This is a genomic window from Limnovirga soli, from assembly GCF_013106755.1.
In the GTDB taxonomy this organism is placed as follows: Bacteria; Bacteroidota; Bacteroidia; order Chitinophagales; family Chitinophagaceae; genus Limnovirga; species Limnovirga soli.
In genome coordinates, this window is sequence record NZ_WHPF01000006.1 from 120397 (window position 1) to 145924 (window position 25528).

Below are 25528 nucleotides of genomic sequence, written 5' to 3' on the forward strand. Positions count from 1 at the left end.
CTATTTTTAACAATAAAAGCCAGTATTTACCCGGCACCTGAACAACCATTTTACTTTACTTGCGTCGCACTCTTGTACGTTTGGATTAATGGCCAGCAAACAGCCAATCGCATAAAAAGTGTTTCTGCTAATGAGCATTCAACCTGCATTTTCCTGCAGATGCCATGAAAGAAGAACCCTGAACCGAGCGTGGCAAGTAAAGCTGCTGTATAATCTTTAGCCGATTTAATAAAAATTCTTTTACCCATTTTCTATACTTTATACAAATGCAAAAACAGATAAGTACCTGACAACGCCTTTAATGAATAAAACACCCCTTTTCTTGCAAAATCCATGGTTGCTGGTTTGTTAAAGTTTTGTTTTAGTTCCCCTAAGCGCTCCCATATTTTACCTGAACCCTAAACCAAAAAAGTGCCTTTTTGAACATTTTTACCACTCGTACCAAGTATAATAACACTTAAAAAAATTAACAAAAAAATGGTACATATATAAACAATTTGTCATCTACGAAAATATTAGTAGATAAGTGTAACATTTGCACAATTACATCGTTAGATACCAAATATTTTATATATCATGAAACCAATTGCTGCTTTATCTACGTTCTTTTTGTTGTTTGCCATGTTAGGTAATGCGCAAACTAAAACCTATAAATCTATAGATGCAAAACGCACTGCCGCGCCTGTAAAAATTGACGGCATCCTAAATGAAGCAGCCTGGAAAGATGCTGCTCTATTAACAGACTATGTAGAGTTTAGGCCAAAAATTGGTGCCTTGGAAACACCAGCTACCAAAACTACCACCTACCTTATGTATAGCGATAATGGTATTTATTTTGGAGGTTTTTGCGGCGAAAGCACCAAAGACAGTATTGCCACAGAACTTAGTGGCCGCGATGGTTTTGGCACCAACGATTATATAGGGCTGATATTTGATACCTACAACGATAAATTAAATGGCTTTGAATATTTTGTTACACCGCTTGGTGAACAATGGGATGCAAAAATGAACCCGCCCAGCCAGGATGGCAATATGGAAGATTTTAGCTGGAATGCAGTATGGGAAAGCGGCACTGTTATTACTGACAGCGGATGGAGTTTTGAAATGTTTATCCCTTTTTCGGCTATTAGGTTTGGCAAAAAAGAAGTACAGGATTGGGGCGTAAATATAACCCGCCGCCGCCGCAAAACAGAACAACAAAACACTTGGAACCCGATAGACCCAAATGTAAATGGCTTTCTTACACAAGAAGGTGTATGGAAAGGCATTTCGAATATTAAACCACCATTAAGACTGCAATTCTCGCCCTATTTCTCCGTTTACGCCAATCATTTTCCGGTAAATAAAGCGGGTGAAAAAAACTGGACCAGCCAGGTAAATGGTGGGCTTGATGTAAAATATGGCATTAACCAGGCTTTTACCCTGGATGCTACGCTAATACCCGATTTTGGTCAGGTACAAAGTGATAACCAGGTGCTAAACCTAACACCGTTTGAAGTAAAATTTAATGAGAACAGGAATTTCTTTACAGAAGGTACCGAGCTTTTTAGCAAAGGCAATCTTTTTTACTCACGCAGAATTGGAGGCTCTCCTATTCACTTATACGATGTATACAATCAGGCAGATAGTAATGAAACTATTATAAATAACCCAACTGAATCAAAGTTGGTGAATGCCACCAAAATATCGGGGCGTATGCAAAACGGGCTGGGCATTGGCTTTTTAAATGCGGTAACCAAAGCCCAGTATGCCACTTTTGAAAATACTGCTACAAAAGGTGAAAGAAAAGTGCTTACTGATCCATTAACCAACTACAATGTGCTGGTGCTTGATAAAACCATGAAATACAACTCCAGTATATCATTAATTAACACTAACGTGTGGCGCCAGGGCCCTGATTATGATGCCAACGTAACGGCAGGTTTATTTGAACTAAATAACAAAAAAAATACCTGGAACCTTGGTGGCAAACTGGCTGCCAGCAACCGCTTTAATTATTTACCCGATAACAAAACGCAAACCGGTTTTAGCCACGAACTGCATTTTGGCAAAACCAGTGGCCGCTTTAATTTTAATGTTTCTCAGGAAAGAACTGATACAAAATACAGCAGCGATGATATGGGCTATTTTACCAATAATAATTTTTTAACCCATAGCGGCTGGGCTGGTTATAGCTGGACAGAACCCAAAAATTGGTACAATCGTATTTTCTTAAACTTTAATGGTAGTTATAGTGCCCTCTCTAAAAAAATAGCGCCTATTGAGGATAAATACCAATCTGCCCGTTTAAACACAAATATTAATATTCAAAGCAAAAAATTATGGTGGATAGGCAGCCATTTAGATTATAGTTTCAGGCAAAACGATTTCTACGAACCACGCAACGAAGGTTGGTATTTTAAACGTGGGGCAAGTGTAGGCATTGGCTCCTGGTTTCAAAGTAACGACAGTAAAAAATATTCGTATTCTACCGAAGTTTTTATGCGTTCAAGTATTAATTTTTATAACTCTTTTGCGTTGGATGTTACCGCTATGCACAGCATGCGTTTCAATAATAAATTATCATTATCGCAAAGCATTAGTTTGCAGCCAAGGTTTAACAATATGGGCTATACTTATGTAGAAGGCAGCAGCAATATAAATTTTGCCAAAAGAAAGGTAAATACCATTGAACATACCCTTAGCGCTAAGTATAATTTTACCAATAAAATGGGTATTACTTTCAGGGCAAGGCATTACCTGAGTAACGTTAACAACAAAGAGTTTTATATTTTACAACAGGATGGCCAATTGCTGGCTAACACTGGCTTTAAACCCGAAGTAAACCAGAGTGTTAACTTCTTTAATATAGATATGGTTTATACCTGGCAATTTGCGCCCGGCAGCTTTATAAATATTGTTTGGAAAGATGCCAGTCAGGTTTTTAGTAATAAAGTAGATAATCAATATTTTAAAAACCTGGGTAGTGCTATCGATCAGGATAACAACAATAATTTCTCCTTAAAAGTTATTTATTTTCTTGATTACCTAACACTAAAAAACCGTATTAACACCGCACATAAAAGTTAGTATATAAATAATACACCATCTACTTTTTATTTGCCCGGCCCCGCTGAAACAGCGGGGTTTTTCATGTCGTCCTGCTTGCGTCGCACACTTGTACTTTCTGATTAAAGGGCAGCAAAACAGCCATTAACCAATGCAGCCAAAAACAATTTCAACATACCTCAAATTACAATCGTATTTCCGCATAAGATGCCATGAAAGAAGAACCATGAACCGAGCGTGGCAAATAAAGCCGCTCGTTGAACAAACGCCGGTAACATAAAAAATTATGGTACTACAGTGAGCACTTTCTTTAGCCTTATATCACGTGATGAAGCGCCAATCATAATACTAAAATTACCCGGCTCCACTACCGTTTGCATGTCTTTGTTTAACATACTTAATAATGCAGGATTTATGGTGAACGACACGGTAGTTGTTGCACCCGGCGCTAAATGTATTCGTTGAAAACCCTTGAGTTCCATTACGGGTCTTGCAACAGAAGAAAGCATATCTTTTATGTAGAGTTGTACCACTTCGTCGCCTTCAAACTTGCCGGTGTTTGTTACGCTGCAAGTGGCTATTACCGCATCTTGTGTAGCGATAGTATCTTTTTCAAAATGTAAATTGGCATAGGTAAACTGTGTGTAACTTAGTCCATACCCAAAAGGGAACAAAGGCAATCCGGATAAGTTATAATAATCATCTCCCCTGCCGGTACTTTTATGGTTATATACCAAGGGCAATTGCGCTTCATTTACCGGGAAAGTAATGGGCAATCTGCCTGCTGGATTATACTTACCCAAAAGCACATCGGCCACCGCATAGCCCCCTTGTTCGCCGGGGTACCAAACATCAATAACACCCTGTACTTTATCTAACCAGTTTTGCATGGTAATGGCACTGCCACCAACCAATACCACCACTACAGGTTTTCCTGTAGCAGCTATGGCTTTAATCAACGCTTCCTGGTGACCGGGAAGGGAAAGCATCGCCCTATCCTGAAATTCACCTTCATGTATACCTACGGCTACAACAGCAATATCAGCCTGTTTTGCTGTATTTACCGCTTCCTGTATTTGTTGCTGCCAGTTATTATTTGCACCCACCGTCCATATAAGTTTAATATGGGCATTACCTACCGGTTCAAAAAATTCCACGCGAATAGAATAGCTTTTACCTTTTTCAAAATAATAATCGGTAAGTAAAGTATGATAGCTGTTTTTTTGCCAGTTATCAATTAGCAGTTTTTCGTTTATATACAATCTAAAACCATCACTTCCATCAAGGCCAATTTTATAGGCGCCTGATACCGGAGATTGAATTTCACCTACCCAACGGGCAGAATAAAAATCCATTTTTATCGCAGGGCTAGGCGTAGATAATGTCCACGAAAAATCTACCTGATTATCTATCCGGGTAATAGCTGGCGTGCCACTTATATCAATATTATTAAAATAGGTACCCAATAAACCCTGCTGTTGCTGGTAGTGCAAACAGTTGGCTGGTACAACCACCCAATCGTTACTTAACACGGTAGCCCCTTTTGCATACAATATTTTTTTATTGGCCGCCCTTTGTTGTAAACCCTGCAGTATACTAATACTACCATTGCCTTTGCCACTATAACCGCCAAGCCGCGCAGTACCTGCATCTTCGCCAATAACTGCAATGGTTTTTATATTGCTTTTAAACGGCAATACCTGTTTACTGTTTTTCAATAACACAATTGATTCCTGCGCAGCTTTAAGGGCCAATGCTTTATGGGGTGCATTTTGGTTCAATGCTTTTATCAGTGTATCGGGAGTAAAGGGATTTTCAAACAAACCCAGTTCAAATTTGGCTTGCAGTACTCTTGCTACGGCTTCATTAATACGAGCGGTATCTGTTTCTCCATTTAAAAATGGAGGAATAAATAGTTTATGGTGCTGATAATCTGTTTGAAAAATAACATCAAGTCCATTATTGATGGCATTTTTTCCCGCTTCTGCATAATCTTTTGCAGTATTATGTAACACCACAGCACCGCCAACAGCATTGGCATCAGAAATTACAAAACCTGTAAAGCCCCATTTCTTTTTAAGCTCATCTCTTAACAACCAGCTATTGGCAGAACAGGAAATACCATCCAGGGAATTATAGGCTGTCATTACTGAACGCGAACCGCCCCTTTCTATACAGGCTTTAAATGGTGCCAGGTATATTTCCTCCAATAAACGGTCGTTCCAGTGAATGGGATAACTATCCCGGCCCCCATCGCCAACATTGGCAATAAAATGTTTGGGTGTGGTAATAATATCCATTTTCTCAAATGCACTTACAAAAGCCACACCCATTTCACTGGTTAAAAAAGGGTCTTCGCCATAGGTTTCCTCCGTACGGCCCCACCGTACATCACTGGCAATATTTACTACCGGCGTTAAAATATCCCTTATTCCTCTGGCCCTGGTTTCTGTGGCAATGGCATTGGCTACATTGTGCATCAGCGTAGTATCCCAGGTGGCGGCGAGTGCAATTGCCTGTGGAAAGGCAGTAGCCCCATCCCTAACCAAACCATGCAATGCTTCATCAAAAGGAATAATAGGTATTCCCAGACGGCTTTTTTCTACAAAATAGTGTTGAATGGCATTTATCTTGGCCAATAAGGTTAACCCGCTTTCTGAAGTATTATAATTGAGCAACTGACCGCCGGCATCACCTTTGGAAGCTGCACTTACCTGAAAACCAAAAATGCCATGGGAGTATTGACTGTCGGGCACATTGTCTAAATCGCCAGGTATCATAAACAATTGCCAGAATTTCTCTTCTGGTGTCATGCGGGAAAGCAAATCTTTTACCCTTTCAGCAATGGGTAATGCCGGATTTTTATATGGCATTATTTGCTGTGCGGGCAGTTGCAGCAAAACAAAAGATAGAAATACGGTAAGTACAATATATTTTTTCATACAATGCTATATTTTCAATCAGCTATTTGCAATGCTAATGGGGTTATTGCAGATAAAAGCATATGCTGTTTGCATTGCAAATATTAGCCTAACAATGGGATAAATTGATGCAATTACAGATATTTTTTGTGATTACATTGCGCATGGTAAACGGCGGCAATTATTAGCCTGCATTTTTGGGATTTTACTTTTGCTGATAGTTTTACCCAAGTACAAGTGTGCGACGCAAGTAAAACTGAGTCCTTTATAATAGCCGGGCTCATAAAAAAAATACCATGAAATATTTAGCATGTATTGGCATTAGCTTCTTTTTTTCTGTTGCTGTAATGGCACAAACAAAACATGTTTTTAGTTTAAACAGTACCGACTTTTTACTGGATGGGAAGCCATTGCAAATGATTAGTGGCGAAATGCATCCGGCCCGTATACCAAGAGAATATTGGCGTAACAGAATACAAATGGCAAAAGCCATGGGCTGTAATACCATTGCGGTATATGTGTTTTGGAACTATCAGGAAACTACACCCGGCCAATGGGATTTTAGGAGCGGCAATAAGGATATTGCTGCTTTTATAAAAATGTGCAAAGAAGAAGGTATGTGGGTATTATTACGTCCCGGCCCATATGTTTGTGCCGAATGGGATTTTGGCGGCCTTCCCGCTTACCTGTTAAAAACACCCGATATAAAAATACGTTGCCTTGACCCTACTTATATGCAAGCAGTTGGCAGGTATATTAGCCGGCTGTCAAAAGAAATTGCCCCATTACAATGTACCAATGGAGGACCTATTTTAATGGTGCAAATAGAAAATGAATATGGCAGTTATGCCAATGATAAAAATTATTTACTGGCATTAAAAAAGCTGTGGCTGCAAAATGGCATTACCGTGCCATTTTATACAGCAGATGGACCCACCGATTATATGCTGGAAGCCGGTAATATTGAATATGCTGCCATTGGCCTGGACAGCGGCGGAAGCGATGCCGATTTTGAGACTGCCCACCGTAACAATAGCAAAGTGCCTTCTTTTAGCAGCGAAACCTATCCGGGCTGGCTTACCCATTTTAAAGAAGCCTGGCAAAAACCCGATACTACCGATTTACTACGCGAAGTAAAATACCTGTTGGAAAATAAAAAATCGTTTAACCTGTATGTAATACATGGCGGCACCAATTTTGGCTTCACCGCCGGCGCCAATGCATTTACACCCACACAATACCAACCCGATGTTACCAGTTACGATTACGACGCCCCAATTAATGAACAAGGCCAGCCAACCCCAAAATATTTTGCCTTACGCAGGCTAATTAGTCAATATGTTCACTATACTATACCACCGGTGCCTGCTGGCATAAATGCTATTACAATTCCAGCATTTCAAATGGAGCCCTTTACTTCTATATGGCAGCAATTGCCTGCCGGCATTGCTTCTCCGCAACCAAGGCCAATGGAATATTTTAACCAATCGAATGGATTAATTGTATACCGAACCACGTTAATTGGCCATCATTCAGGGAAACTTACTATTACAGAGCCACACGATTATGCCATTGTTTTATTAAATGGCAAATTGGTGGATACTATTTTTAGAGATGGCGGAAAATGGACCATTGAATTACCTAAAACGGACACTAAAAATCCGGTGTTAGATATATTGGTAGAAAGTATGGGCCACATTAATTTTGCCCAGTATATGATAGACCGTAAAGGCATTACTGACAGGGTAACTTTAAACGGAATGACCTTAATGAACTGGCAAATATTTCCTTTGCCCATGCAAAATAATTTTGTGCAGCAATTACAGCCAACCTCCAACGGCGACTTGCACGATGGTGTATTTTTTAAAGGAAATATTACTATTAACAATCCGGCAGACACTTATCTGGACATGAGTAAATTTAAAAAGGGAATGCTATGGGTAAATGGCCATAACTTAGGCCGGTATTGGAATACAGGCCCTCAGTTCAAATTATTTTGCCCCGGTGTTTGGTTGAAAAAAGGAAATAACCAGGTAATTGTTTTCGATTTTCACCAACAGCAGGCAACAACTATTAAAGGAGAGAAAACTTTAGAATAAAATAGGTATGTTACGGGCTGCATAGCATATGGCATCGCCGCTTGCGTCGCAGTACGTTCATCGTTCCACTTTTATGGCACCAAAAAATAAATTACACATGAAGCTAATAGCCAGTAACCTTATTGCAGTAATGATTACCATGTGTTGCTTTGCCCAGCAACACAATTTTAATAATAATTATATTACACCAACAGACACCCTGGTGCAACAAAAAATTGAGCAATGGCAAGACCTGAAGTTTGGCCTGTTTATGCATTGGGGCACCTACAGCCAATGGGGTGTTGTAGAAAGCTGGAGCATTTGCCCCGAAGATGAAGGCTGGACCCAACGCAAAGGCCCCTATGCCAGCAGTTACAATACTTATGTAAAAGCCTACGAAAACCTGCAAACCACTTTTAACCCAACCCAGTTTAACCCAGAAAAATGGGCGGCAGCCGCTAAAAATGCGGGAATGAAATATGTGGTATTTACCACAAAACACCATGACGGGTTTTGCATGTTCGATACCAAACAAACAGATTATAAAATTACCTCTTCCAATACACCATTCGCTGCCAATCCGAGAAGCAATGTGGCAAAAGAAATATTCGACGCCTTTAGGAAAGATGGATTTATGACAGGCGCCTATTTTTCAAAACCAGATTGGCATAGTCCGGATTATTGGTGGCCTTATTTTCCACCAAAGGACAGGAATGTAAATTATGACCCCAAAAAATACCCCGAACGCTGGAATGCATTTAAAGATTATACCTATAACCAAATACAGGAATTGATGACAGGCTACGGCAAAATGGATTTGCTTTGGCTGGATGGCGGCTGGGTAAGGCCTTTATCAAGTGTTGACACTACTGTAGAATGGCAACGCGGTATAAAAGATGATCAGGATATTGATATGGCCCGTATTGCAAAAATGAGCAGAACTTATCAACCCGGCTTAATGGTGGTAGACCGAACAGTAAGTGGAGAATTTGAGAACTATGTTACCCCCGAACAAACCATCCCCAATGAACCACTTCCCTATCCGTGGGAAAGTTGCATTACCATGGGTAATTCGTGGAGTTATGTACCAAACGACACCTATAAAAGCGCCAATGATTTGGTGCATATGCTGGTAAAAATTGTATCGAGAGGAGGCAACTTTTTATTAAATATTGGCCCATCGCCCAATGGCGATTTTAGCGATACCGCTTATAACCGTTTAGCAGCCTTAGGTAGCTGGATGAACGTACACGGCGAAGCTATTTATGGCACCATTCCAATGGCGCCATACGAAAAAGACAATGTAGTTTACCTGCAATCGAAAGATAAAAAAACGGTGTATGTATATGTATTAAGCAACAATAAAGAAACTGTTGAATTGCCCGCTACCATTAGCTTATCTCAGATTAATATTACCCAAAAAAGTAAAATTATTTACCTGGATGCACCCAAAGAAAAAATTGGCATGCAACAAAAAAACAATCAATTAACGCTTACAATACCGGCCGGTTTACAACAAAAAAGCGGGGCTATATATGCCGCTACTTTTAAAATAATATTGTAGCCCCCATTTGCGGTTTTGGCCGATTGCTATTCTAGCGTACAAGAGTGCGACGCAAGTAAAGCCATATTAATTTGCTGTTGCCGGGTTAATAAAATACCTAAGCATAGGCCTCCGTTTTTTTACGGTATTCTTTTGGCGAAAGACCTGTTGTTTTTTTAAATATTTTATTAAAATTAGACAAGGTTTTATAGCCGCATTGAAAGGCAATTTCGGATATATTGAAATTCATTTCCAGCAAAAATTTACAGGCTTGTGAAATGCGAACTTCATTTAAATACTCTACAAAGTGTTTGTTGGTGCGCTGTTTAAACAACCGGCAAAAGGCATTGGGCGTAAGATTGGCAATTTTGGCAATCTCATCCAACGAAATATTCTTGTTATAATGGGTGGTTATGTATTTGTATACATCAGCCAAACGGTCGTTTTTACTATGTAAGCTGGTGCATGAATAAGTTTCGCTGGTAATACATTCAATATCTTTAGAAACGGCCATAATATTCATCACTTCCATAAGGCCAATCAGGCGGTCAAGGTCTTTTTTCTTGGTGAGTTTTTCCAGTTTATCGGCAATTTTTTCTCGGGTTTTTCCATTAATTTTTAAACCGCGGCCGGCACGGTTAAACAGGTCGTTAATTTTTGTACTCTCGTTTAATGCATAAAAATTATTTGAAAAAACTTCTTTATTAAAATAAAGCACAATGGCTTTCGCATTTAAATGTGGAAAGCCCTTGTAATACAACTCATCGTTTAGCCAAACATGCGGCAGGTTGGCCCCAACAAAAACCATGTCGCCTTCTTCAAAAGAGTCTATTTTATCGCCAATAATGCGTTTACCATTTCCTTCTTTTACATATACCAGTTCCAACTCGGGATGGTAATGAAACGGGGCTTTAAAATGTGGTTCATCCCTTTCAATCACAGCAACATAACTCTGTACCAGGTGTGTAATTTCTGTTTTAAGCGCTTTCATTATTAATACATAAAATGGTTAAAAAATATATAAGTTAAACAAGGGATAGCATTTTATCTCTTACCAGTAAACAGGCACCCAATAAGCCAGCCCTTCCTGGAATATCTGATACCATAATTTGTGTATCTGAACTTACCAGACTTAAAGAATATTGAAAAACTGCCGACTGCACAGGTAACAAAAACGGGTTGCCAATAGCACTTAAAATACCACTCAGCACAATGGTATCAGGGTTAAACATATTAATGGCAAAAGCTAATCCTTTACCAAGGTTATACCCAATTTCATTAAGCCCTTCAATAGCCAGATTATCTCCATTTTTTACGGCTTCAATAATATCTTCAAGTTCCAAAAATCCTTTTGCAGCCAACTTTTCTTTTAATACACTATTGCTGCCATTTTGCATACGCTCTATTATAAACTCAATAAGATAAATGCCAGAACACTCGGTTTGTAAACAACCTTTCTTTCCGCATACACAAATACGTTCATTGGTAAACATGGGTATATGGCCAATTTCACCCGCATAACCCGATGCACCATATACCGCTTTGCCATTAATAAAAATGCCCGACCCAATACCATAATCAAGATTTATAACAATGGCATTATTGGAAATAATTTTCTTTCCAAAAAAGTATTCGCCATAGGCAATTGTGCGGCTGTCATTATCTATATAAACCGGCAACCCAATGGCTGTTTCCAGTATATTTTTTACGGGTGCATCTTTAAAATGGTAAATGGTGAGTATCTGTCCCTTTTTAACATTAATACGGCCGGCAATACTTAGGCCCATACCAATAATTCTATCCTTACCTATTTTCGAGTTGTTAATAAATGTATTTATCTCATTTATAATGGCATCTAAAGATTCCTGCGGATCAAGAAAGGGGAAAAAAATATCGGTAGCTTCTTCCACAATGGTTTTATTAAAAGCCATCAAACCAATATTAATCTTATATCTTTTTATTTCCACGCCTAAAAAATAGCATCCATCGGGGCTTAATCCATAAATAGTAGCCCTTCTTCCAACACCTTCAGTTTTTTGGCCAAAATCCCTAACCAAACCTTCCTCCACCAGGTTCATGGTAAGCTCTGTAGTTTTTGGAATACTAATATTCAGTAAATCAGCCATTTCAGGAATCGTGCATTCCATTTGTGCACTAAAATGACCAATCATTTTTCTCTTATACTCATATTCTTTATAAGCAATTCCAGTAAGTTCACCATTATCGGCCTGCGCAAAAACTGAGTATTTCATTGCTATTCTCTCGTTATTGGTAATAATTATTTTATAAACACTAATTAATTAGCAATTTATTTATTAATTATATACCTCATTGTAATTTTATTCAATTTTCAGATAAAAAATTTATTAAAATTTAAAAACTCAATCATTTGGGCGTGCCCTTCGGGCCGGGCTATCCGCTGCAAGTCCTCGCTGCTCGTACCTCGCGGCTCCGGGCTTTCCGCTACTATCCCTCACGCAAACAGCCATGCCAACATCAAATTTTTTACTAGAGAAAAAAAACGACTCTTCATACTATCCCGGCTCAAACAAATACATGTTAGTATAATTAATTAACTTGCGCCCCAATCATTCATGCTTAAACACATTCTATGAACTTTGGATATTTTAACTACCCGTTACCGGCTAATGAACCCGTATTACAGTATGCACCGGGTTCACCTGAAAAAATTGCACTAAAAAAAGCTCTTGCAGCCGCCAAAAAAAAGCCAATTGATGTACCCATGTACATAGGCAGTAAAACAGTAAAAACGGGTAAAAAAATAGCCATGCGCCCCCCACACGAAAAAGCACATATACTGGGCTATTTTAATATGGGCGACGAACAGCATGTTAAACAAGCCATAGATGCAGCATTAAAAGCAAAAGAAAGCTGGGCCAATATGCCCTGGGAAGACAGGGCTCATATATTTTTAAAGGCCGCTGATTTGTTAGCCACAAAATACCGTGGTGCCATTAATGCCTGCACCATGCTGGGGCAAAGCAAAAATGCTTACCAGGCCGAGATAGACAGTGCCTGCGAGTTGATTGATTTCTTGCGTTTTAATGTTCATTTCCTCAGCGAAATATATAGGCAACAGCCCGTTTCAGCGCCCGGTATCCATAACCGTATGGAATGGAGACCGCTGGAAGGGTTTGTATTAGCCATTACCCCGTTCAACTTTACAGCCATCGCCGGCAACTTACCAACCTCAGCAGCCATGTGTGGCAATGTGGTAGTATGGAAACCAGCAAACTCCCAGGTATACGCCGCTCAAATGATCATGCGCATATTACAGGAAGCAGGCTTACCCGATGGCGTAATCAACCTTATATATGTAGATGGTCCAAAATTGGGTAAAATATGTTTTACGCATCCTGATTTTGCAGGTGTGCACTTTACTGGTTCAACAGGTGTATTCAATAGTATGTGGGCTACCATTGGCAAAAATATGGGCACATACAAATCTTATCCCCGCATTGTTGGAGAAACAGGAGGTAAGGATTTTGTTATGATACATAAAAGCGCCGACGTTGATGTAGCAGTAACTGCACTTGCCCGTGGTGCTTTTGAATACCAGGGGCAAAAATGTTCAGCTGCTTCAAGGGCATATATTCCCAGCAACCTGGCTCCAGCCATTAAAACAAAACTAATCGCGGCATTACAAACCATGAATATGGGTTCCGTTGAAGATTTTACCAATTTTATCAATGCTGTAATAGATGAAAAAAGCTTCGATAAAATTGCAGCCTATATTGACGAAGCCAAAAAAGACCGTAAAGCTACCATCATCGCCGGTGGTAATTACGATAAAACCATTGGCTATTTTATCGAGCCAACTGTTATTGAGGCCAAAGACCCCAAATACGTTACAATGTGCGAGGAAATTTTTGGCCCCGTACTCACCATTTATGTTTACGACGCCGATGCCTTTGAGGAAACAATGGCAGTGTTAGATGCAACTTCCCCATACGCTTTAACAGGTTGCATATTGGCACAAGACAGGGATGCGGTCGTATTGGCAACCGCCAAACTACGCAATGCCGCTGGTAATTTTTATATAAACGACAAACCAACAGGTGCCGTAGTCGGTCAGCAGCCATTTGGCGGTGCCAGAGCAAGTGGCACCAACGATAAAGCCGGCAGTATGATTAATTTATACCGTTGGTTAAGTGCCCGTACTATCAAAGAAACATTTAATCCGCCTACTGATTACAGGTACGCATTTTTACAGGAAAGCTAATTCCAGACAATATATCAAACAAAAACGCCCTGCAGAAACAGGGCGTTTTCTATTTAGTGTTGAAATTATTTTTTGGTACCAGGCTTTACAGCTGCCATTAAACCCATTTGCGTCGCACTCTGCGGGGTTCTGTTCGCTAATCAGCAAACAATAACTGTATAGCATTAAGCATACACCCGTAAAGAACTACCAGTAAGTGTGGTGTTAAATTGCTTAAGGTTTTTATTGGCTGGGCCAACCATTACCGCTCCGGTATTACAAAACTCCGATCCATGTGCTCCACAATAAAAACTATTAGTGGCGCTTTCGTAGGTTACGGTAATACCTTCATGGGTACATGCCTGCGAAACAGCAATGTAATCGCTGGTTAGGGTTTTTGCAATAATTATTCCGTTACTGTAAATAAATCCGCCGGGCGTACTTAATGCGGCACTGCTGGCAGCATTCAAATCAACGGTAAAATCTGTGGAGCTAACTGGTGTACCCGACTCCTTTGAACATCCACCCAAACAGCTAAATACAATTAAACTGGCTGCACCAAAACCTACCTGAGCAAGAAATTCTTTTCTGTCCATAAATTAATGCGTTTGATAAAAATAACTATCTTTTGAATAAAAGCCTTACCTGTATAAAATCAAAATTTGTAAAATTTATTTTATGCCTTTATTGCTTTAACAGCATATTATCCAAAACAAATCTTAAAGCCCAAAAGCATTATTTGCATATTTCACAAGTGTAATCCCCTGCTGGATGCTTTTTTTAAGCATCATAAAACGAATATGTTGAAACATAAAATCTAAAGGCCAACACCAAAACTCAAAGCATTCTACAAAAGCCTTCAACATAAAAACGAATATCCGATATTTGCTGTTAACACATGATTTCTCCACAAACCATACAGCAAATTACCAGCCGCATAGATATTCTTGATGTAATTGGCGAATACATTAAACTTAAAAAGCGGGGCGCCAATTACCTCGGCTTATGCCCATTTCATGGGGAAAAAAGCCCCTCGTTTACCGTTTCACCGGCTAAAGAAATATATAAGTGCTTTGGTTGCGGCCGCAGTGGCAATACCATTACATTTTTAATGGAGCATGAGAAATTCAGCTATGTAGAAGCACTACGCTGGCTGGCCAACCGTTACAACGTAGAAATTGAAGAAACTCAGGTAAGTGACGAGGTTAGACAACAATTATTAAGTGCCGATAGCCTGTATATAGTTAACAGCTTTGCCCAAAAATTCTTTGCCACACAGCTATTCGAAACAGAAGAAGGCACCCAAATTGCTGAAAGCTATTTAACTGAACGTGGTTTTAGCAAAGAAACCCTGCAAAAATTTCAGGTAGGTTATAATCCGCAAGCCAGAAGCACTTTGGCGCAGGCTGCATTAAACCAGCAGTATAGTCAGGATGTGCTTTTAAAATCCGGTCTGGTTACATTGCGAAACGATGAGTTGGTAGATAATTATCGCGGCCGTATTATTTTCCCTATCCATAATAATAGCGGCAAAATTATTGGTTTTGGCGCCCGGGTTATTGGCAAAGCCGACAAAGCACCCAAATACATAAATACCCCCGAAAATGAAATTTATGTAAAAAGTAAAATTTTATACGGTTTATATTTTGCCAGATTGGCCATAGACAAAGCTGATGAATGTTTACTGGTGGAAGGTTATACAGATGTTGTTTCTCTGGCACAGGCCGGCGTAGAAAATGTAGTGGCTAGTGGCGGCACATCGCTTACGGTTGACCAGCTACGACTGATTAAAAAATATACAAATAACCTAACTATTATATACGATGGCGATGCCGCAGGTATTAAAGCGGCTTTGCGTGGCCTTGATATGGCCCTGGAAGAAAGCCTGAATGTAAAATTGGTGTTGATACCTGACAAAGAAGACCCCGATAGTTATGTTCGCTTGGTTGGTGCTACAGCTTTTAAGGATTTTGTTGCCGATAACAAGAAAGATTTTATCCTTTTTCAGCTGGAAGTAATGCTAAAAGAAGCTGGCAATGATATTACCAAAAAGAACGATGTGGTAAACCATATTGCCGAAACCATTAGCAAAATAAATAAAGCCGAAGACTTTAGTAAACAGCAGGAATATATACGCCAGTGCGCAGGTATGCTAAAGCTGGATGAAGGTGGCCTTACCAACCTGGTAAATAAATTTATTCGCGAAAAAATTACCAAAGAAGAAAAAAGAACACCTGGCAGGGAAGCCGGTTTTCTGGAATCGCTGAATGCCGATAAAAACGAAGCTGCCGCCGATAATGCCATCAATCTAATGATGGAAGATGAGTACCAGGAACGCGAAGTGGTAAAACGTTTAATTGAATATGGCAACCAGTTATTAAGCGAAGATAAATATATTGCCGACGCTATTTTTGAAGTACTGGAAGAGTTTCACCTGAATAATAAAGAGCTGGAAAAAATTACTGAAGCCTACCAGCAAATGTTACGCGAAAATGGATTTATAGATACCCGCACTTTCTTATACAGCACCAATCCGGATATGAATGCATTTGTAGCCGGACTGCTTAATTTTCCCTACGAATTACACGACTGGGGCCGTAAGATAGATGGCTATAAACTAAAGCTTGACAGCGATATTCAAAATGTAATTTTAAGTGCTTTAAATATTTATAAACTTCGTAAAATAAAACGCATGTATATGGAGCTGGAAGAAGACCTGCGCAAAGAAAAAGAAGCCGATAAATACAATGTGCTTATAAAAATGTATACCAATTTAAAAGAAATAGAACGTACCATTACCACCGAAATGAAAACCGTTTATCTTAAATAAAGTTATGAGCCCAGCGATATAACAAGCATCAGCTTTACTTGCGTCGCACACTTGTACATTCGCCTAAAATGCTGCTTTAATTAAATACTTAAACCTGCCTTTATTGCTGCCATACCTGAGGAACCTAGAAGTGAGGTATTTGCGTGTCTAATCAGCAAATAAAAAACAAGCGGCGATGCCCATGTTTATTTAGCTTGAATACAACAATAAATTACTTAGCAAAAAATTGAAGCTTTCATGATATAGCAGTTAATTTTTCACAAATGCATTGGCCTTATTATTCATAACCAGCCAATACATGCCGTTACGCAGGTTATTTACATTTACCTTAAATAAACTGGCATTGGGCGGCGTTATACCATTGATAAGAATATGACCAGATTGATCCACAACGGTATAGGGTTGGTTTTGTGCAGATGGCTTATCGATAGTAACCTGTAAACTATTTACTACGGGGTTTGGGTAAAGATTTACTTTGGGCATATTGTTTATGGGCAGCCTTCCTATTTCTAAGGGACTTTTTTTTGGCGTGATGGCTGTGTCTTTAAAAAGCCCTTTTACTTTTACAATTGTATTTCCGTTTACGATGGTATATAAACAGTTATTAAATTCATATGCATTGGTATAATCAATTTTTAAAAATCGGGCAACATCTGTAGGCAAAGTTGCAGTGGTATTGATAGCTATACGGCCATCGTGCAATTGCATAGAAAATTGTATTGGACTGCCAAGTGTATATTGTTTTACCAGTTGATGAGTTTTTATATTGGCTTTATAAATTTGGGTACCACTTACTCCAACCAGAGTATCACCTGTAATATAAATTTTACCATAGGCGGTTAAACCAAGATCCATACTATCTTCCATGGTATTGTTGGATGGATTATATAAATACAGTAATGGCCTGCCTCCAAAATTGTTATTGGTAGCCATGATGTATTTGGTACCATAAGCTGCAATACTGGATACTGAAAGTCTGTCAATTTTATGATAGTCGTAGCCATAAATACTGTCTTTCTTAATATCGTAAGTACCAATACTACAAGTGTTGCCAATTCTTATAACATCCCCGGCGCAAATAATTCTGTTATTAATGGTATCTATTTCCATTTTAGAAGCGTGGTGAAAACCTGCTTCGGTTTCACTTTTAAAATAACCTTCTACTTTTGGGTTTGCGGTGGTGCTTACTGCATCAATTACCTGATCGCCATTAAACTGTTGCATAGTCCATGGTTGGTTTTTATTCCATTTAAGCAAGGCGCCGCTGGGGTAATTTCCAAAATAAAAAATACTATCATTATATTGCTTGCCAGAGTATACATTAAAACCTGTATTACCCAATAAATAGCTGGTATCTTTTGTACCATTGTACCAATACCAGTTACCATAATAATCGCCCACATAACCAAAGCCAGTGGTATCGGTTTTATCAAAAAACATAAAACGGATATTATTTTGCATGCGGCCGGTATTAATAAGTGTGTTATGATAGGCACTATTATTAATGCTATAGGTTAGTTCTGAAGTAGTTGGATTAAAATAGCTGTTTACTGTGGGCTGGCTTGGACTATTGTTTACTTCGGAATAAGCAACCAATGGGCTATTATTTGTACCTTTTATAGCTTTTCCGTTTACCAATAAGTAAGACCCGGAAAGTGTATCTGTATTAAAGCTCAATACAATGGCATCTTTACGGATACCGTAATTAAAACGGGTATTATTGGGTATTGAGAACAGTTTAATTTTATAATCATCTGCTTTTCGGATGGCCCACAAATCAATTGAATTTTTCTGACCCACCTGGGCATATACCCAGGATGAATCGCCCATGATAGAAAGTACGTAATCGTTATTTTGATCGATTGGTGGATGTTGAAGAAAATTGCCGGTTTCAGGGTCATATTCACTCCAGTATGTGCTACCGCTACTTCCACCAAAATAAACATGTTTATCCCGGCCAAGGGAAAGGCTATAAGCTAAGGTTCCTGAATTCAGAAATCCATTACCAAGGTTTTCGAATTGGATGCTGTCTTTAAGATTAAACCGGTAAATTTTTCTGTTATTGCTATTCAGGCCAAGATAAAAAGCACCTGTGCTATCAAAGGAATAAGACCAATATACACTTGCATTACTAATTGTACCAGTTATAGTTTTGTAAATGGTGGTATTGGTAGTTAAATCAATTCTAACCATTTCTATTGGTAAAGCTTTGCCTGTGGCATCGTATTTATTGTTTAAGCCTGCTGCCCAAACATGGCCATTGGTGGCTGTACCCATAAATGGAAGAGAAATATAGGTATTAGAAAAGGCTTTAGCTTTAGCGATAGTATCTACCTGCTGGCCATTTGCTATCAAGGCAAATGTGAAGGTTAGGGTTAATAGGTATGTTTGAAGCCGTTTCATTTTGGGCCAGGGTTTGTACTATTTGCATCTACTTATTCGCCAGGAAAAGTGAGAAGGCAATAGTGATTTAGTTTTCCTCGGGTAATACTTTAATAATGTAAAGTTCAGTATTAAAAAATGGGTAGAACCTGATTATAATACATGTTTACAGTAGCTGCAACGCTATATTGGATGTAGAAATATTACTACATGAATTAATACAGGTAAATTGCAGTAGTACATAGCAGAAATAGCATAAATAAGAATAATTGGTTCAAGGCTAATAGGTGATAAAGTATATTAATTACAAAAGAAATTTTAGCTTTATGTGGTTTAACAGGCTATTTTTCTTATGCTATTGTTTACTTATGTAGGCCTTTTTAAGAAAAGCAGTTTTATTAATTTAGTTTTTACTTCAACCCGTTATAATTGAAAACAAGTAATAAACTAACCGATGTATGGACAAAAAAACAGAGATTGAAAACCCCAAAAGGGAGCATTTAGATGATGGAGGGTATAAATATGAGGCATTTTTTAGCTATGCAACAATTGGGATAGTGGTTGCCAACGCCAAAGGCGAGATTATTGATTTTAATAAATATGCTGAAACCCAGTTTGGCTATGAAAAGAATGAGGTTTTAGGGAAAACAGTTGAAATATTATTACCGGGCTCTATTCATGACAGGCATGTAAAGCATAGACATCAGTTTAATAAGGCCCCTCAAAACAGGTCCATGGGGGCAGGCAGGGATTTACACGCAAGAAAAAAAGATGGAACAGATTTTCCGGTGGAGGTTAGTTTAAGCCATTATAATGTTCGAAATGAATCGTATGTAATTGCATTTATTATTGACATATCGATAAGGAAGAGTAATGAAAAACTGGTTTTGGAGCAAAAGTCAGCTTTAGAAAAAATTACTACTGAAGTTCAGATATTGAACACAGAACTGGAGCAAAAAGTACAGGAAAGAACCATGATGTTAAAGGAAACTTTGGCAGAATTGGAAAAATCAAGAGAAGAGTTGAGTGAAACGCTGGAAAAAGAAAAAGAATTGGGAGATTTAAAAAGCCGTTTTGTTACCATGGCTTCACACGAATTTAGAACACCTTTGAGCACCATACTTACCTCTTTATCACTTATTGGGAAATATATTACAACTGAAGATCAGGATAAAAGAATGAAGCATATTGTTCGCAGTAAGGAGGCCGTGAGTAATATGAAAAATATTCTGGAAGACTTTTTATCACTGGGGAAACTGGAGGAGGGAAAAATTCATGCACAATTTGCATTAATGAATTTGAAAGAATTTTTTGAAACAACCATTGAAGATGTAAACAGCCTGTTGAAAATAGGCCAACACATTAGTTATCTGCATGAGGGAGATACGACAATTTACCTGGATAATAATTTGCTAAAAAATATTATCATCAATCTTATATCAAATGCTATTAAGTTCTCACCCGAGCATTCAACTATATTTGTTAGCAGTTATGTAACAGAAAATCATATAAAAATCACTGTAAAAGACCAGGGTATTGGAATATCTGAAGAAGATCTGCAGCATTTGTTTGAAAGGTTCTTTAGGGCCAAAAATGCACAGAATATACAGGGTACAGGTTTGGGATTACATATTATTTCTAAATACCTTGAATTACTGGACGGAACCATTAACCTGAACAGTGAATTGGGGAAAGGCACAGAATTTTTTATTGATTTTGAAAGAAAATATTCAATATAACCGAATATGTTGGTTTTGACCGTGAATGAATGGACTATATTGATAAATAAAACGCAAATTTCAAAACGACCTATTCCGTTTTATGGGTAATTCCTTTTGCTGAAAAGAATTGGTGAAGCACAAGAGTGCGACGCAAGTAATGCTGAGATTTGGTTTTAGCCCGGCTAAAAATGTATTTTTAAATATTGTGAATTTTGGCTTTATTTGATATTGAGACTGTAAATAAAATTATATGAAACAAATTTTGGTAATTGAGGATAATAAAGAGGTTAGGGAAAATACAGCCGAAATACTTGAATTGGCCAATTATACTGTTTGGAGTGCCCCAAATGGAAAAATTGGGGTGGAACTTGCCTTGAAGAACAAACCCGACCTGATTATTTGCGATATTATGATGCCCGAATTGGATGGTTATGGTGTGTTACATTTATTGAGCAGAAATTCTGAAACATCGTCTATACCCTTTATTTTTCTTACCGCAAAAACCGAAATGAAAGATTTTAGAAAAGGTATGGAAATGGGTGCCGATGATTATATTACGAAACCTTTTGATGATGTACAGCTACTGAGTGCTGTTGAATTGAGGTTTAAAAAAGTAGATACACTTAAAGCAAATTTTGCCTCGGGGGCGGCTGGTTTAAATACTTTTATAGGTAATGCAGCCAGTGCAGCTAATTTGCAGCTTACCTCTCAGGACAGAGAAGTTGTTAGCTTTAAAAAGAAGCAAATGGTGTATACGGAAGGCAAAAGACCTTATGTGGTATACTACGTTGTTTCCGGGAAAATTAAAACATATAAGGTAAACGAATTTGGTAAAGAGCTTATCACCAGCATACATACTACCGGCGATTTTATTGGGTATACTACGGTACTGGAGGAAGCAATATATTCTGATTCGGCCGAGGTTTTGGAGGATGCCGAACTAATGTCTATACCCAAGGCTGATTTTTTACAATTAATTAATACAGATCCTCAGGTATCAAAGATGTTTATTAAAATGCTGGCCAAAAATGTATTGGAAAACGAAGAAAAACTGATGGCTATTGCTTACCATTCGCTTCGCAAAAAAGTTGCCATGGGTATTTTACAGGTGCTTGAAAAATTCAGAATAACTGCCGATAATAAAGCTGAATTGGATATTTCCCGTCAAAACCTTTCGCAGGTAATTGGAATTGCTACAGAATCTTTAATAAGAACCCTTAGCGATTTTAAAGCTGAAAAGTTGATTGATATAAAAGAAGGTAAAATTGTAGTATTAGAAGAAGATAAACTTAAAAACCTTTTGTACTAGCAGCATTATTTTTAATGGTTTAACCTATGGTTTATTAAGGCTAAATAGCATTAAACTGCTTGCCGGCCATATTTTGTTTCACCAATGTCCAGTTATCGGTTAATGTAGTTTCTATCCAAAGATTGTTAGATTTACGTAATACCTTGGTAGGCAGATTAAAAAGGGCAGTTAGCTGCTGAACCAGTTCTGCAACTGTGGTTTCTTCATAAATTTCAATAAAAAAATCTCCTTGTACCTTTTGTAATTGGCTTAGTTTTTTATTTGTGGTAATAGATTTAATGCCACCATTACTGGAAGCAACCTGATGTACCATGTTCTCAATTTTGAGGTAAGGGAATACCTTGTTAAATTCAAGCTGAACTTCTTCAAAAGTGTTCCATGCTTCAATTCTAAGAAGTAGCCCTGATTTATTTACATAAGAATACATATTCATTTTTTTAGAATCGTCACTATCAATTTTGCCTACCACAGCTTTTAATTTAATAGTACCTAAATAATTCGAAATACCCTAACCGAAAAAAGCCTTCCTCTTCCTTTAATCCTGATTGCATTGCTGCAATTTTTAAGATGCCTGTTTAATCCACTACTGAACTATAAACAAACTTATTATACAAAAAATGTATTGAACATGACGAAAATCAATTTTTTCTTTGAGTATTATCAAGATTGCCATTTTTAACTGATTTATTTGAAAAAAAATAACATATTAATTATTTTTTAATTTCGGGTAATTCTAAAAACAAACAAACAATACGATATATGTAGTTATACCCAATTTGCCTTAATTTATTTTCGTAGCAACATTTTGCCTTTTCATCTATAATTTTTAAAACAAAACTTATTTTATTTAATTTAGAAAAAAATTACACTCATGTTTACAACCAACAAAAACAAAGTAACTGTACTGCTATGCTTAACGGCATTCGTTGCGTTTGGGCTTACTGCCTATACACCGGGCGCAACTGGTGGACCCGAGGAATATAAGAACCTTCAGGTATTACCAAAAGATATTACCCACGAACAATTAGACAAAGTAATGCACAACTTTAACGATGCATTAGGCGTTAAATGTGCGTACTGCCATGTACACACAGGCGAAGACTGGAGACAAGGCTGGGATTTTGCAAAAGACGATAAAGATCAAAAACAAATAGCACGTCATATGCTTAGAATGACAATGGGTATTAATGCCACCTATTTTAACTGGGAAAAATCTAACATGCCAGATACCATTAGGGTTGTTACCTGTAACACCTGTCACAGAGGTATTGAGCACCCCGATGCAAAAGGCATTGCAGATCAAATGGCCAATGGCGGTATGAAACAAGCACCTCCTCCACCCCCACCACCCGCAAACAAGCAATAAAAAATAATTTTAAAAAAAGAGGTTCATTAAACATGAACCTCTTTTTTTATGTAACCGACTGTATAACAATGAGCATCATCGCATGTTTTGTATTTGCTGCTTCGTCGCTCAAATACCTTATTTCCAGATTCCTCATTTACGGCAGCAATAAACAGTAAAAATATATGATATTAAAAGGAATGAAGCCACCTAATCAGTACCCACAAGTGTGCGACGCAAGTAAAGCCCCATGCTTAATCTGCAGCCCGGCACACAATGACATTTAATTTCTTTGCAGCTTACATTATTCATTGCATTTTAGTGCCTTGCTTGGCGTAATTTTATACAGCTATGCAACTATTAACACCACAACAAATACATGATTGGGATGCGTACACCATTGCCCATGAACCTATAAATTCATTTAATTTAATGGAACGTGCAGCAGGCAAATGCACCGCCTTTTTACTTGAAAAAAAACTTTTGCAACACCCCATTAGTATTTTCTGCGGTAAGGGAAATAATGGCGGAGACGGATTGGCAATTGCCCGACAATTAATTGAATCGGGTTATAATCCGGCAGTATATATTCTTGAATTGGGCGCTATGGGCACGGCGGATTTTCAACAGAATTTACATATACTGCATACGCTAACAAAAGATATTCATTTTATACAATCGGTAGATTTTTTTCCGGTACTGCCATCCAATCACATAATTATTGATGCCTTGTATGGCAGTGGGTTAAACAGGCCCCTGGAACAGCTGAGTGCAATGTTGGTTAATCATATAAACAATGCACATGCAACTGTTATAGCAATTGATGTGCCCAGCGGATTGTTTATAGATAAAAGTGCCAGCGGCTACCCTATTATTAAGGCCGCAATTACATTAACATTTCAGGTAATAAAACTGTGCTTTTTACTGGCTGAAAATGCCCCATTTTTTGGTGAAGTTCATGTGCTCGAAATTGGGCTGGATGCTAATTATCTGGCTACTATTCAAACCAAATACACCATTTTATCCAGGTCTTTTATCAACTTAATTTATAAAAAAAGAAATGCCTTTGCACATAAGGGTTCTAATGGCCATTGCCTATTGCTGGCTGGCAGTTTTGGCAAAACGGGAGCCGCTATATTGGCAGCTAAAGCTTGTTTAAGAACAGGCACAGGATTGCTAACCGTTGGTTTAACGCAGGAAAATATACCCATTATGCAAACCGTAGTTCCCGAAGCCATGTGTATTAATAGAGAACAGGCGTTTGACACGACTATCTATACAACAATTGCCATTGGTCCGGGGCTGGGCATTAACGAGGCAAACACACAATTAATGATGTCGGTTTTACAGGCATTTCGGGCACCAATTGTATTGGATGCAGACGCCATTACTATTATTGCAAACTATCCTGTACTTAAAAATTTTATACCAAAAGGCGCTATATTAACCCCGCATCCCAAAGAATTTGACCGGTTGTTTGGCAAAACAGGCAATGATGTTGAACGAATAGAAAAAGCCATTTTAAATGCTGCTAACCTGCAATGCTATATAATTCTAAAAGGCCATCACACTTTTATTGCATGCCCCGATGGAAGCGGGTATTTTAATAATACCGGTAATGCCGGACTGGCCAAAGGCGGTAGCGGCGATGTGCTTACCGGTATGCTGGCAGCATTACTGGCACAGGGTTACACCCCTTTACATGCTGCATTATTTGGGGTTTATTTACATGGATTAGCTGCCGACACTGCACTTGCTTCCCAATCTATGGAAAGCATGATAGCTACTGACCTAATTGAACATATAAGTACCGCCTATTATGAAATAAATAATGCTATCTAAAAGGGCCACTTTTTGTGTAAACGGCTTTGGCAATTGCCCTTTTTGCCAAAAAATATGGGCTTGCTACTTGCTTTTGATGTTATACATGTAGGTTTTACATTTTGTAGCCCGGCGATGGCTCAGATTATCCGCTTTACTTGCGTCGCACACTTGTACTGTAGTAAATATGGGCAACTTTCAACAGCCAGCCCTAAAACAGCGCTTCAAAAAACTTACCGTTCTCACAGCTTTAACATTTTGGTTATTATACCCTATATTTGTTACCATCATAAACTAAAACTAATAGA

At 38.3% G+C, this 25528-nt stretch carries 16 protein-coding genes; 9 read left to right on the top strand and 7 right to left on the bottom strand.

Going from position 1 to position 25528, the window contains the following annotated elements; all coding sequences use genetic code 11:
- Positions 1 to 50 precede the first annotated feature (50 nt).
- Positions 51 to 248, bottom strand: coding sequence for a hypothetical protein (locus GD597_RS09475; RefSeq protein WP_171607608.1), 198 nt, complete (start codon positions 246 to 248; stop codon positions 51 to 53).
- A 328-nt stretch (positions 249 to 576) separates the two neighbouring features.
- Here GD597_RS09475 and GD597_RS09480 point away from each other — a divergent pair, with 328 nt between their 5' ends.
- A complete protein-coding gene (locus tag GD597_RS09480) occupies positions 577 to 3069 on the top strand; it encodes a DUF5916 domain-containing protein (RefSeq protein ID WP_171607609.1) in 2493 nt (830 codons plus the stop codon).
- A 263-nt stretch (positions 3070 to 3332) separates the two neighbouring features.
- On the opposite strand, the gene GD597_RS09485 is transcribed toward GD597_RS09480, so the two are convergent.
- Positions 3333 to 5990, bottom strand: a complete 2658-nt coding sequence (locus tag GD597_RS09485; protein ID WP_171607610.1) for a glycoside hydrolase family 3 protein — start codon at positions 5988 to 5990, stop codon at positions 3333 to 3335.
- Between the two features lie 275 nt (positions 5991 to 6265).
- On the opposite strand from GD597_RS09485, the gene GD597_RS09490 reads away from it, so the two are divergent.
- Positions 6266 to 8068 (top strand): glycoside hydrolase family 35 protein, encoded by a 1803-nt coding sequence (locus tag GD597_RS09490; protein ID WP_171607611.1) that lies wholly within the window; start codon positions 6266 to 6268, stop codon positions 8066 to 8068.
- A 97-nt stretch (positions 8069 to 8165) separates the two neighbouring features.
- The gene (locus GD597_RS09495; protein ID WP_171607612.1) at positions 8166 to 9611 is read left to right on the top strand and encodes an alpha-L-fucosidase; all 1446 of its coding nucleotides are present in this window, start codon (positions 8166 to 8168) and stop codon (positions 9609 to 9611) included.
- Positions 9612 to 9708: 97 nt separating this feature from the next.
- Here GD597_RS09495 and GD597_RS09500 read toward each other — a convergent pair whose 3' ends face one another.
- Both GD597_RS09500 and GD597_RS09505 read right to left on the bottom strand, forming a co-directional pair.
- Positions 9709 to 10581 (bottom strand): AraC family transcriptional regulator, encoded by an 873-nt coding sequence (locus GD597_RS09500; RefSeq protein WP_171607613.1) that lies wholly within the window; start codon positions 10579 to 10581, stop codon positions 9709 to 9711.
- Between the two features lie 34 nt (positions 10582 to 10615).
- Positions 10616 to 11842, bottom strand: coding sequence for an ROK family protein (locus GD597_RS09505; protein WP_171607614.1), 1227 nt, complete (start codon positions 11840 to 11842; stop codon positions 10616 to 10618).
- 359 nt (positions 11843 to 12201) lie between these two features.
- Here GD597_RS09505 and pruA point away from each other — a divergent pair, with 359 nt between their 5' ends.
- On the top strand, positions 12202 to 13833 hold the full coding sequence (gene pruA / locus GD597_RS09510) for an L-glutamate gamma-semialdehyde dehydrogenase (RefSeq protein WP_171607615.1): 1632 nt from the start codon (positions 12202 to 12204) through the stop codon (positions 13831 to 13833).
- Between the two features lie 164 nt (positions 13834 to 13997).
- On the opposite strand, the gene GD597_RS09515 is transcribed toward pruA, so the two are convergent.
- A complete protein-coding gene (locus GD597_RS09515; RefSeq protein ID WP_171607616.1) occupies positions 13998 to 14408 on the bottom strand; it encodes a QcrA and Rieske domain-containing protein in 411 nt (136 codons plus the stop codon).
- Positions 14409 to 14710: 302 nt separating this feature from the next.
- Here GD597_RS09515 and dnaG point away from each other — a divergent pair, with 302 nt between their 5' ends.
- Complete coding sequence (gene dnaG / locus GD597_RS09520) at positions 14711 to 16642, top strand: DNA primase (RefSeq protein ID WP_171607617.1); 1932 nt, start codon at positions 14711 to 14713, stop codon at positions 16640 to 16642.
- A gap of 249 nt (positions 16643 to 16891) precedes the next feature.
- On the opposite strand, the gene GD597_RS09525 is transcribed toward dnaG, so the two are convergent.
- Positions 16892 to 19045, bottom strand: a complete 2154-nt coding sequence (locus GD597_RS09525; protein ID WP_171607618.1) for a T9SS type A sorting domain-containing protein — start codon at positions 19043 to 19045, stop codon at positions 16892 to 16894.
- 437 nt (positions 19046 to 19482) lie between these two features.
- On the opposite strand from GD597_RS09525, the gene GD597_RS09530 reads away from it, so the two are divergent.
- On the top strand, positions 19483 to 20763 hold the full coding sequence (locus tag GD597_RS09530) for a PAS domain-containing sensor histidine kinase (RefSeq protein ID WP_171607619.1): 1281 nt from the start codon (positions 19483 to 19485) through the stop codon (positions 20761 to 20763).
- Positions 20764 to 20995: 232 nt separating this feature from the next.
- Positions 20996 to 22054 (top strand): response regulator, encoded by a 1059-nt coding sequence (locus tag GD597_RS09535; RefSeq protein WP_171607620.1) that lies wholly within the window; start codon positions 20996 to 20998, stop codon positions 22052 to 22054.
- Between the two features lie 40 nt (positions 22055 to 22094).
- On the opposite strand, the gene GD597_RS09540 is transcribed toward GD597_RS09535, so the two are convergent.
- Positions 22095 to 22523 (bottom strand): hypothetical protein, encoded by a 429-nt coding sequence (locus GD597_RS09540; protein WP_171607621.1) that lies wholly within the window; start codon positions 22521 to 22523, stop codon positions 22095 to 22097.
- A gap of 402 nt (positions 22524 to 22925) precedes the next feature.
- Here GD597_RS09540 and GD597_RS09545 point away from each other — a divergent pair, with 402 nt between their 5' ends.
- Both GD597_RS09545 and GD597_RS09550 read left to right on the top strand, forming a co-directional pair.
- Positions 22926 to 23420, top strand: a complete 495-nt coding sequence (locus tag GD597_RS09545) for a c-type cytochrome (protein WP_171607622.1) — start codon at positions 22926 to 22928, stop codon at positions 23418 to 23420.
- Positions 23421 to 23750: 330 nt separating this feature from the next.
- Positions 23751 to 25241, top strand: a complete 1491-nt coding sequence (locus GD597_RS09550; RefSeq protein ID WP_171607623.1) for an NAD(P)H-hydrate dehydratase — start codon at positions 23751 to 23753, stop codon at positions 25239 to 25241.
- The last annotated feature ends 287 nt before the right edge of the window (positions 25242 to 25528 follow it).

What these genes read in the sequence shown, in the direction of transcription:
- GD597_RS09475 (WP_171607608.1), bottom strand. Translation starts at nt 248, where the DNA reads ATGGGTAAAAGAATTTTTATTAAATCGGCTAAAGATTATACAGCAGCT.
- GD597_RS09480 (WP_171607609.1), top strand. Translation starts at nt 577, where the DNA reads ATGAAACCAATTGCTGCTTTATCTACGTTCTTTTTGTTGTTTGCCATG.
- GD597_RS09485 (WP_171607610.1), bottom strand. Translation starts at nt 5,990, where the DNA reads ATGAAAAAATATATTGTACTTACCGTATTTCTATCTTTTGTTTTGCTG.
- GD597_RS09490 (WP_171607611.1), top strand. Translation starts at nt 6,266, where the DNA reads ATGAAATATTTAGCATGTATTGGCATTAGCTTCTTTTTTTCTGTTGCT.
- GD597_RS09495 (WP_171607612.1), top strand. Translation starts at nt 8,166, where the DNA reads ATGAAGCTAATAGCCAGTAACCTTATTGCAGTAATGATTACCATGTGT.
- GD597_RS09500 (WP_171607613.1), bottom strand. Translation starts at nt 10,581, where the DNA reads ATGAAAGCGCTTAAAACAGAAATTACACACCTGGTACAGAGTTATGTT.
- GD597_RS09505 (WP_171607614.1), bottom strand. Translation starts at nt 11,842, where the DNA reads ATGAAATACTCAGTTTTTGCGCAGGCCGATAATGGTGAACTTACTGGA.
- pruA (WP_171607615.1), top strand. Translation starts at nt 12,202, where the DNA reads ATGAACTTTGGATATTTTAACTACCCGTTACCGGCTAATGAACCCGTA.
- GD597_RS09515 (WP_171607616.1), bottom strand. Translation starts at nt 14,408, where the DNA reads ATGGACAGAAAAGAATTTCTTGCTCAGGTAGGTTTTGGTGCAGCCAGT.
- dnaG (WP_171607617.1), top strand. Translation starts at nt 14,711, where the DNA reads ATGATTTCTCCACAAACCATACAGCAAATTACCAGCCGCATAGATATT.
- GD597_RS09525 (WP_171607618.1), bottom strand. Translation starts at nt 19,045, where the DNA reads ATGAAACGGCTTCAAACATACCTATTAACCCTAACCTTCACATTTGCC.
- GD597_RS09530 (WP_171607619.1), top strand. Translation starts at nt 19,483, where the DNA reads ATGGACAAAAAAACAGAGATTGAAAACCCCAAAAGGGAGCATTTAGAT.
- GD597_RS09535 (WP_171607620.1), top strand. Translation starts at nt 20,996, where the DNA reads ATGAAACAAATTTTGGTAATTGAGGATAATAAAGAGGTTAGGGAAAAT.
- GD597_RS09545 (WP_171607622.1), top strand. Translation starts at nt 22,926, where the DNA reads ATGTTTACAACCAACAAAAACAAAGTAACTGTACTGCTATGCTTAACG.
- GD597_RS09550 (WP_171607623.1), top strand. Translation starts at nt 23,751, where the DNA reads ATGCAACTATTAACACCACAACAAATACATGATTGGGATGCGTACACC.